Source organism: Sphingomonas sp. PAMC 26605 (genome assembly GCF_000241485.1).
In the GTDB taxonomy this organism is placed as follows: Bacteria; Pseudomonadota; Alphaproteobacteria; order Sphingomonadales; family Sphingomonadaceae; genus Sphingomonas.
Genome location: NZ_JH584241.1, coordinates 3,053,427 through 3,066,700 on the forward strand (window position 1 = coordinate 3,053,427; position 13,274 = coordinate 3,066,700).

Below are 13,274 nucleotides of genomic sequence, written 5' to 3' on the forward strand. Positions count from 1 at the left end.
TCTCCGCGAATCCCACGGCAGAGTTGAGGCACGGCCCCACCCCAACCCCTCCCCTGAAGGGGAGGGGCTTTTTGCACCAATCCCAACCCCGCACCCGCCCCCTAGCGCCCCGTGCGAGCGTTGTTTACATGGACCGCCACGACTCGCACCCACCCGACCTCCCCGGGCCAGCAGGAAACGGCATTTTCATGGACATTCGCCTCGGCCTCACCTTCGACGATGTCCTGCTCGTGCCGGCCGAATCCGACATCGTGCCCAGCCAGACCAACACCGCGACGCGCGTCACGCGCGGCATCTCGCTCGACATTCCGATCCTCTCCTCGGCGATGGACACCGTGACCGAGGCCGACATGGCGATCGTCATGGCGCAATTGGGCGGCATCGGCGTGCTCCACCGCAACATGGAAGTGCCCGAGCAGGTCGCCGCGGTCCGCGCGGTGAAACGCTTCGAGAGCGGCATGGTCGTCAACCCGATCACGATCGCCCCCTCGGCGACGCTCGCCGAAGCGCAGGCGCTGATGCTCCGCCACAAGATCAGCGGCATCCCGGTGGTCGAGGCCGACGGCACGCTCGTCGGCATCCTCACCAACCGCGACACGCGCTTCGCCGAGAACGCGCAACAGCCCGTCTCCGAGCTGATGACGCACGAGAATCTCGCGACCGTCTCGACCGGCGTCGGCAAGGAAGAGGCGCGCCGCCTGCTCCACCAGCGCCGCATCGAAAAGCTCATCGTCGTCGATGACAAATATCGCTGCGTCGGCCTGATCACCGTCAAGGATATCGAAAAGGCGGTCACCTATCCCAACGCGACCAAGGACGATGCCGGCCGCCTGCGCGTCGCGGCGGCGACCACGGTCGGCGACAAGGGCTTCGCGCGGACCGAGGCGCTGGTCGATGCCGAGCTCGACCTGGTGGTGATCGACACCGCGCACGGCCACAATCGCGACGTCGCGCGCGCGGTCGAGCGGGTGAAGAAGCTCAGCAATTCGGTGCAGGTCATCGCCGGCAACGTCGCCACCGCCGAAGCGACCCGCGCGTTGATCGATGCCGGTGCCGACGGCATCAAGGTCGGCATCGGCCCGGGCTCGATCTGCACCACGCGCGTCGTCGCCGGCGTCGGCGTGCCGCAGCTGACCGCGGTGATGGACTGCGCCGAGATCGGCCAGAAGCACGGCGTGCCGGTGATCGCCGATGGCGGCCTGCGCACCTCGGGCGATCTCGCCAAGGCGCTCGCGGCGGGCGCATCGGCGTGCATGATCGGCTCATTGCTCGCGGGCACCGAGGAAGCGCCGGGCGAGACCTTCCTGTTCCAGGGCCGCGCCTACAAATCATATCGCGGCATGGGCTCGGTCGGCGCGATGGGCCGGGGTTCTGCCGACCGCTATTTCCAGGGCGACATCAAGGACCAGATGAAGCTCGTCCCCGAGGGGATCGAAGGTCAGGTCGCCTTCAAGGGGCCGGCCAAGGACGTGATCCACCAGCTCGTCGGCGGCATCCGCGCGGCGATGGGCTATACCGGCTCGGCGACGCTCGAAGACCTGCAGGCGCGCGCGCGCTTCGTCCAGATCACGGGTGCTGGGCTCAAGGAAAGCCACGTCCACGACGTCGACATCACGCGCGAGGCGCCGAACTACCCGACGCGCTGACGCCCGCAGCGGCGCTACGTAATATTACCAGCAGACCGACCTTCCGCGCGGCGGCATAGCGCCGATCGCGCGATGCCGCCGCGGCATCGCACCGTTGCGAAAGGTCGTCCATGCACCCGCCCAGCCAATTGCTCGTCACCCGGAGCGGCTTTCGCCTCCACGTTCGCCCGGCCTGCCCCGAGGACGACGGCACGGTCGCCGACTTCTTCACCCATGTCACGCGCGAGGATCTGCGGTTCCGCTTCCTGACCGGGCTCAACACGGTCGGCCCGGCGCAGGTCAGCGCCTTGACGCATGTCGACCACCGGAGGACCGAGGATTATCTCGCCTTCACCGAGGACGGGTCGATGATGATCGCTACCGCGATGCTCGCCTGCGACGCGGGCTTCGAGCGCGGCGAAGTCGCGATTACGATCCGCAAGGACTTCAAGCAGCATGGCATCGGCTGGGCGCTGCTCGCCTATGTCGCGCACTGTGCCGAAGCGAAGGGCGTCAAGGTCCTCGAATCGATCGAGAGCCGCGACAATCATGCGGCGATCGAGGTCGAGCGCGATCTGGGCTTCACGGTCGACGCCTATCCCGGCGACGCGGCGCTGCTGCGGGTGAGCCGTACGCTCGAGTAGGAGATGCGCCTCTGGGAGCGACCCCCGCGCGCTTTCTTTGCGGCCGGCTCCCCGACGTTTGGTTGAACATCGGCGACCCGGCTGCTAGCGGCAGTCGGACTAATCGCTGCCGAGATCCGCTGCGCTTGTGGCGGCTGGCACGCGACGTTCAATCCGCTGCCGGCGTGCGGCGTAGCTGGGAGAGGCCGTTTCTATGAGCGTATCGCTCGTTCAATTCCGCGCCGCGGATGGCACCCGCGGTGTCGCCGCGCTCGACGCGGCTGGCGCTGCACGGATCGTCAAGGGCGCGACCACCGTCCTCGCGCTCGCGCGCACGGCGCTGGCCGATGGGGTCAGCCTCGCCGATGCGGTGGCGCGTGCCGGGTCGGGCGATGCGCTCGATCTGGCGAGCGTGACGCTGCTCGCGCCCGTCGACCATGCCGACCCCGCGCATCTGCTGCTGACCGGGACCGGTCTCACGCATCTCGGCTCGGCCGAGGGGCGCGACAAGATGCACCGCGCCGCGGTCGAGAACCCCGCGCCGACCGATTCGATGAAGATGTTCCTGATGGGGGTCGAGGGCGGCAAGCCGTCCGAGCCGGGGCAGGGCGTCCAGCCCGAATGGTTCTACAAAGGCGATGGCTCGCAACTAATCGCGCCGGGTGAAGCGCTGCGCTCGCCGGCGTTCGCGCTAGATGCGGGCGAGGAACCTGAGATCGCCGGCATCTATCTGATCGATACCGACGGCACCCCGGTGCGACTCGGCTTCGCGCTCGCCAACGAGTTTTCCGACCATGTGACCGAACGCGGCAACTATCTGTGGCTGGCGCATTCGAAGCTGCGCAACGCCGCGCTCGGCCCCGAACTGCTGCTCGGCGCCTTGCCCGCCGACGTCCGCGGCACCAGCCGGATCGTTCGCGACGGCGCGACGGTGTGGGAAAAGCCGTTCGTTTCGGGCGAGGCGAACATGTCGCATTCGATCGAGAATCTCGAGCATCACCATTTCAAATATGCGCTGTTCCGCCGTCCGGGCGACGTGCACGTCCATTTCTTCGGCACTGCCACTTTGTCGTTCAGCGATGGCGTCCAGACCGCGGAGGGCGACGTGTTCGAAATCAGCGCGGCACCGTTCCATTTGCCGGTGCGCAATCCGATCGCGGTCGATGCGCCGGTCTCCGTCAGCGTAAAGGTTCTCTGAGATGGTCATCCGCATCGGTATCGTCGGGGTCGGCAAGATTGCGCGCGATCAGCATATCCCGGTGCTCGATGCTTCGCCCGATTTCGAACTCGTCACGGCAGCGAGCCGGCACGGCCGGATCGAGCGGGGCGTGACGCACACCACGATCGAGGAGATGCTCGCCGCCGAGGATATCGACGCGGTCGCCTTGTGCCAGCCGCCGCAGGTGCGCTTCGAAGCGGCGCGACTCGCAATCGCCGCGGGCAAGCACGTCTTTCTCGAAAAGCCGCCCGGCGCGACGTTGTCCGAAGTCGAGCTGCTGCGCGAACTGGCGCACGCCAAGGGTGTTACGCTCTTCGCGAGCTGGCATTCCCGCTATGCCGCCGGGGTTGCGACGGCGCGCGAGTGGCTCGCCGGCAAAACCCTGCGCTCGGTCAAGATCGAGTGGAAGGAAGACGTGCGGCACTGGCATCCGGGCCAAGCCTGGATCTGGGAAGCCGGCGGGATGGGGGTGTTCGACCCCGGCATCAACGCGCTGTCGATCGCGACGGCGATCCTGCCGGGGTTCTTCCTGACCGAAGGCGTGCTCGAAATCCCGGCTAACCGCGCGTCTCCGATCGCGGCGACGCTCGACTTCACCGACGCGGCCGGCACCCCGATCCGTGCTGAATTCGATTGGCGCCAGACCGGGCCGCAGACCTGGGACATTCGCGTCGAGACCGATGCGGGCACGCTGCTGCTGTCAAAGGGCGGCAGCGAGCTGCACATCGACGGCATCGCACAGGCGCTCCCGCCCGAGGCGGAATATTGCGGGCTGTACGATCGCTTCGCCGCACTGATCGCGGCGGGGGAGAGCGATGTCGATGTCGCGCCGCTCCGACATGTCGCCGACGCCTATCTCCGCGCGGAGCGGCGGCAGGTCGAGGCGTTCGAGGACTGAGCACCGCGCGCCGCGCGGCTGCGTAGGGAAGGGACGGCGGTCGCAACCGCCGTCCCTTTTCGTATCGGCTCAGTGGCTGTCGCGCGGCAGGCCCATCGTCTGGGCGATGCGCTGATACTTCTCGGCGCCTTCGAGGATCGCGCCGGTGTTGAGCTGGCCGACCACCGCGCGCTGCATCTCCTGCCATGGCGTTTGCGAGGCCGGGTAGTGATACCCGCCCGCCGCCATCAGCGCCGCGCGACGCTCGGCGAGTTCCTCGTCCGAGATCAGCACGTCCGCAGTCCCGCGGCCGAGATCGATCCGCACGCGGTCGCCTGTCCTGAGTAGCGCCAGCCCGCCATTGGCGGCGGCTTCGGGCGAGGCGTTGAGGATCGACGGCGACGCTGAGGTCCCCGACTGGCGACCGTCGCCGATGCACGGCAGCGCATGCACGCCTTCGCGGATCAGATAAGCTGGCGCGCGCATGTTGACGACTTCCGCCGCGCCCGGATAGCCGATCGGCCCGGCGCCGCGCATGAACATCAGCGTCTCGCGCGTGATGCCGAGCGCGGGGTCGTCGATCTTGTGATGATAATCCTCAGGGCCGTCGAACACGATCGCCGGGCCTTCGAATGCTTCGGGATCCTCCGGATTGGAGAGATAGTGCGCACGGAATTCGGCGCTGATCACGCTCGTCTTCATGATCGCAGCGTCGAACAGATTGCCCTTGAGCACGACGAACCCGGCTTCCTCGACCAGCGGCGTTTCGAACGTGCGGATCACGCGCGTATCCTCGATCGTCGCGGCGCGGCAATTGTCCCCGATCGTCCGGCCATTGACGGTCAGCGCGCCTTCCTGGATCAGATCGTGCCGCATCAGCTCGGCGACCACCGCGGGGACGCCGCCGGCATGGTAATAATCCTCGCCGAGATATTCGCCGGCGGGCTGCAGATTGACGAGCAGCGGGACCTTGTGGCCGTGCGTCTGCCAGTCGTTGAGCTCGAGTTCGGCGCCGACATGCCGCGCGATCGCGGCCAAATGGATCGGCGCGTTGGTCGATCCGCCGATCGCCGAATTGACGACGATCGCATTGAGGAAAGCGTCGCGCGTCATGATGTCGGAGGGCTTGAGGTCCTCGCGCACCATCTCGACGATCCGCTTGCCGGTGAGATAGGCGACTTCCTGGCGGTCGCGATACGGCGCGGGGATCGCGGCCGAGCCCGGCAGCATCATGCCGAGCGCCTCGGCGAGCGAGTTCATCGTCGTCGCGGTGCCCATCGTGTTGCAATAGCCGGTCGACGGCGCCGACGAGGCGACGAGTTTGATGAAGCCTTCATTGTCGATCTCGCCCTTGGCGAGCATCTCGCGCGCCTTCCACACGATCGTGCCCGAGCCGGTGCGCTCGCCCTTGTGCCAACCGTTGAGCATCGGCCCGACCGACAGCGCAATCGCCGGGATGTTGACCGTGGCGGCCGCCATCAGGCAGGCAGGCGTGGTCTTGTCACAGCCGATCGTCAGCACGACGCCGTCGAGCGGATAGCCGTAGAGCGTCTCGACGAGGCCAAGATAGGCGAGGTTGCGGTCGAGCCCGGCGGTCGGGCGCTTGCCGGTTTCCTGGATCGGATGAACCGGGAATTCGATCGCGATCCCGCCCATTTCGCGAATGCCCTCGCGGACGCGCTCGGCGAGGACGAGATGGTGGCGGTTGCACGGCGACAGGTCGCTGCCGGTCTGCGCGATGCCGATGATCGGTCGGCCCGAGCGCAATTCCTCGAGGCTCAGCCCGAAATTGAGATAGCGCTCGAGATAGAGCGCGGTCATGTCGATATTGTCGGGGTTGTCGAACCAGGCGCGCGAGCGCAGGCGCGCCAGGGGAGTCGAAAGGTCGTCAGGCGTGTCGGTCATGCAGGATCGTCCGGATAAGGCCAGCAGCAGCAATACGACCTGTGATGACGCGAGCGGGACATGAAATCTCCGCGCAGCGCCCTCAGGTCGCCGAGGCTATCTGTTGACGAGATAACGCCTGGCTTATACTCCGACAAATAACGAGAAGGCAATCCGCCCTGCGCGGCATTGCCAGTTAGAGGATCTACCGCATGGCCGCACCCGTCATCGCCGCGCCCGCCCCCGTCGGCAGCGGCGATTCCCCCGATAGCGGACGCTATCGCTCGGCACTGACGTTGCTCGCGAGCCTGTTCTTCATGTGGGGCTTCATCACCGTCATCAACAATACGCTGCTGCCGCATCTGCGCAGCGTGTTCGACCTGAGCTACACGCAGACGACGCTGATCGAGAGCGTGTGGTTCATTGCCTATTTCGTCGCGTCGATCCCCTCGGCCAAGCTGATCGAGCGGATCGGCTACCAGCGTTCGCTGGTGGTCGGGCTTGGCATCATGGCGGCGGGGGCGCTCGGCATGATCGTCGCGGCGCGGATCCCGTCCTACGGCGTCACGCTGTTCGCCTTGTTCGTCATCGCGAGCGGCATCACGCTGCTCCAGGTCGCCGCCAACCCCTATGTCGCGGTGGTCGGCAAGCCCGAGACCGCCTCGTCGCGGCTCAATCTGGTGCAGGCGTTCAACTCGCTCGGCGCCACGCTGGCGCCGCTGTTCGGCGGGTATCTGATCCTCGGTCGCTCGACCTCGGGTACGGCAGCAGCGGGGGCGGCGGCGCTGACCCCGGCGCAGCGGCTCGCCGATGCGCAATCGGTGCAGCTGCCGTATTTGATCGTCGCGGTCGTGCTGGTGGTGCTCGCGGTGGTGATCGCACGTTCGCCGCTGCCGGCGATGGGCAGCGCGACCAAGCGCAACGCCAAGGCCGAGCGCGCCAACCATTCGCTCTGGTCGCACCGCAATCTGATCTTCGGCATTCCGGCGATCTTCATCTACCTGATCGCCGAGATCGGCGTCGGCAATCTCTTCATCAACTTCATCAGCCAGCCCGAGATCGGCAATACGACGCACGAGCAGGCGTCGCACTATCTCTTCCTGCTGTGGGGCGGGATGATGGTCGGCCGCTTCCTGGGCAGCTATCTGATGCAGCGCATTCCGGCCGAGCGCGTGCTAGCCGCGGCGAGCATCGGGGCGTGTATCGTGATGCTGGTCGCGACCTTCACGACGGGCCATGTCGCGATGTGGGCGCTGATCTCGGTCGGGCTGTTCCACTCGATCATGTTCCCGACGATCTTCACGCTCGGCATTCGCGGGCTCGGGCCGCTGACCGAGGAGGGTTCGGGGCTGCTGATCATGGCGATCGCCGGCGGGGCGCTGGTGATCGTGCAGGGCAAGCTCGCCGATATGTACGGGCTGCAGAACTCGTTCCTGCTGACCGCGGCGTGCGAACTGTATGTGCTGTTCTATGCAATATGGGGCAGCCGGGTGACGGGCGAAGGTACGGGGCAGGGCGCCGCGTAATCGCGGAGCCTGTTCTACTTGACTCGATTGACCCCAAGACGTGATGTTTACCATTGCGATCGTTTCCGTTTCTGAACGGATACGGTCGTGCGGGTTCGACAATGTCAAAGAGCCTGGCGGGTATACCATGAAGGCTGGGATGTAGGACAGCGGCGTGTTGCTGGCGGCCCCGCGCGGCGGTCGGCGATCTGGCGGCAGGCGCCCGCGGACCTAATGGTGGTCGTCGTTGACGCTCACCGCTTGCGTCATTCCCGCGCCGGCAAAAATCGCTGGCCGCCACGCCAGCGCGAGACAGAAGATCGTCGCGCTTACAGACCCCGCCTGCGCGGGGATGACGGGGGGCGGGAACAACCATCAACGGCGGTTTAGCTAGTGATCGCGGGGCGCGTCGCCCGAAAGCCGACCGGCAGTTATTGAGCGGAACAGCGGTCGGGCAGAGATCGACCAATTGCGGTCATATGCGGTTCGTGACATCTTATTGCAAAACAGACGACTGGAACCGATGTGTTTCTCATGTTTCTTGCGCTGGCCGCTTCGGTCGCTCAGACCCCGTTACCTCGGCAATGGGCGCAGTTCGGTCGTTACGGATTGTTGAGTGGCGTTACTGAGACTGTGGATATCGCCACAGGTGACACAAAGGGCGAACCGAACTTTCCATACACACTTCGATTTACGAGGACATCACCCGGCGCCGCCCCTGAAGTGAGCTGGGCCAAAAGTTCTACTTGCTCTGCCGTCCGCGCGGTGATTGCCAGTATGCGCAATATCAAGATGCCGTCGCCTGCGCCTTATGGTGTGCCCGGTGTCCGTCCGAAAAGCGTTGTCGACGGCATAGGATATTTCATCACGGCTCCTTCGTCAGACAGCAACGGAAAACTGACCATATCCTCTAATCTCGGCTCGCCCCTTGCAGTATGGATTGATGCTTCACTGAAGCGCCTCGCATCATGCTGGAGGATGCCGGCTTCCTAGATAATGTGATCCAAAAGGTGCCTTTCCGGAGTCCACCAATAAAGGACAGTCGCCCCCACGTGGATTGCGAGGGAATAATGGACGTTGGACGGAGTTCCGACGCCAGCCTCGTCGACCTCTCAGGTCGTGTTCTGTAGCGACGGGATTGCTCTCGCGCCGTCCCTCGCTCTCGCTCGGCGCTTCGACTGCCGGGAGACCAAACCAAAACGGGACCGCGATGGCGTCCATCGCGGTCCCGCTCGGGCCGAATTGCAGCTCGTCAGCCCCCGCGCGCCGCTTTCGCGGCGCGCGATCAGCTCAGCCCTCCATCGCCTCGAGCGACTTGCCCTTGGTCTCGACGATGAACTTCTGCACCAGGAAGAAGCTGATCACCGCACACACCGCGTAGAACGAATAGCTCTTCGCGAGCCCGATCGTGCCGAGCATGATCGGGAAGGACTGCGCGACGAGGTAGTTGGCGAACCACTGCGCGAAGCCACACACCGCGAGCGCCGAGCCGCGGATCTGGTTCGGGAACATCTCGCCGAGCATCACCCACATGATCGGGCCCCAGCTGATGTTGAACGCGACCGAGTAAGCGAGCGCCGCGCCGACCGCGAGCTGCCCCATATGCCCCGGCAGCGTGAGCTTGTCGGCGACGAGCGTGCCGGTCGAGAAGGCATAGACCATCGCGAACAGCGTGACCGCCATACCCGCCGAGCCGATCAGCAGCAGCGGCTTCCGGCCGATCTTGTCGACCAGGCCGATCGTGACGAAGCACGCGACGATCGAGAGCGAGCCAGAGATGATGTTGGTCATCAGCGCCTGCGATTCGGAGAAGCCCGCCGCCTGCCACAGCGTCGCGCCGTAATAGAAGATCACGTTGATGCCGACGAGCTGCTGGAACACCGCGAGCAACAGGCCCGCCCAGACGATCGAGCGCAGCCCGAGAAAGCCCCTGCCACCCGGCGGCGTCAGCACGTCGGACAGGCGCGGACGATGGTCCTTCGAGAAGCTCGCCTCGATCTCGCCGAGCGTCTGCTTGCCCTGTGCGCTGCCGAACAGGCTGGTGAGGACGCCGAGCGCCTCTGCGTTGCGCCGCTTCGCCACGAGGAAGCGTGGGCTCTCGGGAATGAAGAACAAGGCGATGAAGAAGATGACCGCCGGGATCGCCTGGAGCAGGTACATCCAGCGCCAGGCCGCGATGCCGAACCACAAGGGATTGAGCGACGCCACGTCATTGGGCGTGGCGGGATTGGCCGCGGCGGCGGCGAGATAGTAATTGGCGAAGAAGGCGGCGGTCAGACCGGTGATGATCATGATCTGCTGCACCGTGGTCATGCGGCCACGCAGCGCCGGGGGGGCGACTTCGGAGATATAGGCGGGCGACAGCACGCTCGCCGCGCCGACCGCGATGCCGCCGCAGATCCGCGCGATCACGAACAGCGTATGGTTGTGTGCCAGGCCCTGAACCAGCGCGCCGACGAGGAACAGCAGCGCGGCGTAGCGCATCACGTTGCGGCGGCCGATCGCGTCGGCGAGCGTGCCCGCCGAGAAGGCGCCGACCACGCACCCGATCAGCAGCGAGCCGACGGTGAAGCCCAGCCCAGCATCGTCGAGCGCGAACGCCGCCTTGAGCCCGGGCTGCGTCCCGTTCACCGCACCGCTGTCATAGCCGAACAACAGTCCGCCGATCGTGGCCACCGCCACGATCGCCGCAATGAACCCTAGATTGCCCTTTTGGGTATCGGGCTGGGTGGTTGCCATATCGTTTTTCCGCTCCTGAGACTGTTATAGTTGTGCTGGATGAACCGGCAGGCCCGCCACGCCGGCGTCGAAGGCGAAGAGGTTGCCCGCGAGCGGCTGCGAGTGCAAATCCTGTTCGCTCAAGCCCTTGCGCGCCGTTGTCGCATAGGCGGTGCGCAGGTCGGCGCCGCCGAAGGCGATTTTGGTGACGTTGGCGACGGGGAAGGCCACCGTCTCGATCAGCGTGCCCGCCGGATCGTAGCGCCGCACGCCCCAGCCGCCGAACAGCGCGACCCAGACACAGCCTTCGGAATCGATCGTCGAGCCGTCGGGATGGCCTTCACCGGGCGCGATCTCGCAGAACACGGTGGGGGCTTCGAGCGTGCCGTCGTCGTTGAGCACGACGCGCCACACCGTCCGGCCGAGTGTATCGGTATGGTAGAGCGTGCCGCCATCGGGCGCGATCGCCGGGCCGTTGGTGATGACGACGGGCGCGAGCCCGCTGTCGGTGCCGCCCTGCGCATCGGCGCGGTAGAGCCGGCCGGTCGCGTCCTGCTCGGCATTGTCCATGCTGCCGAACCAGATGCGGCCCTGCGCATCGGTGGTGGCGTCGTTGAGCCGATTGCCGGGGAGATGCCGCTCGGGGTCGAACAGATGCGCGAACTGTCCACTGACCGGGTCGAAACTGTGCAGGCCGGAGTCGAGGCCCGCGATCATCCCGCCCGAGCTACGCGGCAGGACCCAGCCGACTTCGCCCGGCGCTTCCCACTCGCGTAGAGCGCCGCCCGCGGGATCGAAGCGATAGATTCGCTGGCGCTTGATATCGACGAACCATAGCGCGGCGTCATGCCACACCGGCCCCTCGCCGAGCACCGCGCCGATCGGCGCGACCGAGCGGAGCGCGAGTTCCATCAGCGCCAGCCCGCGTCCACGAAATAGTCGTGGCCGGTGCACATCCGCGCATCGTCCGAGGCCAGGAAGAGCGCGAGCGCGGCGACATCGGCGGGCTGGATCCGGCCGTCGAGGCACTGCGCGGCGACGATCTCGGCTTCGCCCTCGGGGGTGTACCAGCGTTCCTGCCGAGGCGTCTGGATGTTGCCCGGCACGATCGTCGTGACGCGGATCCCGTCGCGCCCGAGATCGCGCGCGAGGCTGCGCGTGAGGCCTTCGATCGCCGCCTTCGCGGTCTGGTAGAGGACGAGGTCGGGGAGCCCGAGATGCCAACTGATCGACCCGAAATTGATGATCACGCCGCCGCCCGCTTCGCGCATGCCGGGGACCACTGCCTGCGCCGCAAAGAACAGGTGGCGGAGGTTGGTCGCCATCCGCTCATCCCAATACGCAGGGGTCACCTCTTCGATCGTGTGACGATCGTCGCGGGCGGCGTTGTTGACCAGGATGTCGATGCCGCCGAGCGTGCTCGAGATCGTCTGGATCGTCGCGGCGAGCGCGTCGAGATCGCGCAGGTCGCATTGGTAGAAGCTATCGGGCGCAACTTTCGCCGCGGTCGCTTCGCCCGCGGTCCGGTCGTTGTCGATGAACGCGACGTGCGCCTGTTGCGCGGCGAACGCCTCGACCAGCGCGGCGCCGATGCCGCTGCCGCCGCCCGTCACCAGCACACGCTTGCCGACCAGGCTCGGATAGATGGCGCCGCTCATTTGGTTGCTCCCAACAGGCCGCGCTCGGCCAGATTTGCGAAAAACGCGCCGATGCCGATCTGCCAGGGCGCGGCATCGCGCGAGGTGGTGACACGGTTGACCAGCCGACCGAGCTTGGCGCTTTCGATCGCCACGCTGTCGCCGATCTTGTGGGTGAAGCCGCGGCCCGGCTCGTCGCGATCCTGCACCGGTGCGAACAGCGTGCCGAGGAACAGCACGAAGCCATCGGGATATTGATGTTCGCTGAGCGTCTGCTTGACCAGATCGAGCGGATCGCGGCTGATCTCAGCCATGTTGCTCGCCCCTTCGAGGACATAGCCGTCGGTGCCTTCGATCCGCAGCCGGAGCTCGGCCGAGCGCACGTCGTCGATGCCGAAGCTCTCGTCGAACAGCCGGACCATCGGCCCGAGCGAGCCGGAGGCGTTATTGTCCTTCGCCTTGCCCAGCAGCAGCGCCGAGCGCCCCTCGAAGTCGCGCAGATTGACGTCGTTGCCGAGCGTCGCGCCGACCACCGTGCCGCGGCTGTCGACGAGCAAGGCGATCTCGGGCTCGGGGTTGTTCCAGGTCGAATCCGAGCGGATGCCGATTTCGGCGTCGGCGCCGACGGTCGAGAGCACGGGGGCCTTGGTGAAGACTTCGGCGTCGGGCCCGATCGCGACTTCGAGATATTGCGACCACATCGCATCGTCGATCAGCGCCTGCTTGAGATCGGCGGCTTCGGGCGAACCGGGGACGACCTTGCGGATCGAACCACCGACACGGCTTTCGAGCCGTTCGCGGATCGCCGCCGCCGCGCCCGAATCGCCGCGCGCACGCTCCTCGATCACGCGCTCGATCGCCGAGATCGCGAAGGTCACGCCGCATGCCTTGACGCATTGCAGATCGATCGGGGAGAGCAGCGTCGCCGCGGCAGTGTCATAGGCGCCGAGCGAACGACCACCGGCGGTGCTGAAATCGCCCGCCTCGACCAGCGCCGAGACGGTCGGCGCGACCTGCGCCATGTCGAACAGCTCGCCGTGCCGCAGGAGGACGGGGCTGGGGCCGTCGGGGGTCACGATGCGCCCGATAAAGGTCCCGCTGCGCCAGTCTGCTGCCAGCGCGGACTGCTGTGGCTCACCGCTAACCGCCATTATCCACTCCAGTTACGATTTTTTTCGTTGATAGC

General features: G+C 66.3%; 10 protein-coding genes. 5 read left to right on the plus strand and 5 right to left on the minus strand.

Annotated elements, in window-relative coordinates:
- Positions 1–188: 188 nt before the first annotated feature.
- The 4 genes from guaB to RH90_RS14220 all read left to right on the plus strand — a co-directional run bounded on the left by guaB (position 189) and on the right by RH90_RS14220 (position 4,365).
- Positions 189–1,646 carry an IMP dehydrogenase gene (gene guaB / locus RH90_RS14205; RefSeq protein WP_010186409.1) on the plus strand — a complete coding sequence of 486 codons (1,458 nt, stop codon included), beginning with the start codon at positions 189–191 and terminating at the stop codon, positions 1,644–1,646.
- Positions 1,647–1,756: 110 nt separating this feature from the next.
- Positions 1,757–2,269, plus strand: coding sequence for a GNAT family N-acetyltransferase (locus RH90_RS14210; protein WP_010186410.1), 513 nt, complete (start codon positions 1,757–1,759; stop codon positions 2,267–2,269).
- Between the two features lie 193 nt (positions 2,270–2,462).
- Positions 2,463–3,446, plus strand: a complete 984-nt coding sequence (gene araD1 / locus RH90_RS14215; protein WP_010186411.1) for an AraD1 family protein — start codon at positions 2,463–2,465, stop codon at positions 3,444–3,446.
- A 1-nt stretch (position 3,447) separates the two neighbouring features.
- Positions 3,448–4,365, plus strand: coding sequence for a Gfo/Idh/MocA family protein (locus RH90_RS14220; RefSeq protein ID WP_010186412.1), 918 nt, complete (start codon positions 3,448–3,450; stop codon positions 4,363–4,365).
- 69 nt (positions 4,366–4,434) lie between these two features.
- Here RH90_RS14220 and RH90_RS14225 read toward each other — a convergent pair whose 3' ends face one another.
- Positions 4,435–6,249: an IlvD/Edd family dehydratase gene (locus RH90_RS14225; protein WP_010186413.1), complete on the minus strand. Its 1,815-nt coding sequence runs from the start codon at positions 6,247–6,249 to the stop codon at positions 4,435–4,437.
- Positions 6,250–6,440: 191 nt separating this feature from the next.
- Between RH90_RS14225 and RH90_RS14230 the strand changes: the two genes are divergently transcribed.
- Positions 6,441–7,754, plus strand: coding sequence for a sugar MFS transporter (locus RH90_RS14230; protein WP_010186414.1), 1,314 nt, complete (start codon positions 6,441–6,443; stop codon positions 7,752–7,754).
- Between the two features lie 1,269 nt (positions 7,755–9,023).
- On the opposite strand, the gene RH90_RS14235 is transcribed toward RH90_RS14230, so the two are convergent.
- Genes RH90_RS14235 through RH90_RS14250 form a run of 4 tightly spaced genes read right to left on the minus strand, consistent with a single transcriptional unit; the run spans position 9,024 to position 13,239 of the window.
- Positions 9,024–10,472 (minus strand): sugar porter family MFS transporter, encoded by a 1,449-nt coding sequence (locus tag RH90_RS14235; RefSeq protein WP_010186415.1) that lies wholly within the window; start codon positions 10,470–10,472, stop codon positions 9,024–9,026.
- A 24-nt stretch (positions 10,473–10,496) separates the two neighbouring features.
- Entirely contained in the window at positions 10,497–11,363 is an 867-nt protein-coding gene (locus RH90_RS14240) for an SMP-30/gluconolactonase/LRE family protein (protein WP_010186417.1), read from the minus strand.
- On the minus strand, positions 11,363–12,109 hold the full coding sequence (locus tag RH90_RS14245) for an SDR family NAD(P)-dependent oxidoreductase (RefSeq protein ID WP_010186418.1): 747 nt from the start codon (positions 12,107–12,109) through the stop codon (positions 11,363–11,365). Before RH90_RS14245 ends, RH90_RS14240 begins: the two co-directional genes overlap by 1 nt.
- Positions 12,106–13,239: a fumarylacetoacetate hydrolase family protein gene (locus RH90_RS14250; protein WP_010186419.1), complete on the minus strand. Its 1,134-nt coding sequence runs from the start codon at positions 13,237–13,239 to the stop codon at positions 12,106–12,108. Before RH90_RS14250 ends, RH90_RS14245 begins: the two co-directional genes overlap by 4 nt.
- Positions 13,240–13,274: the final 35 nt, after the last annotated feature.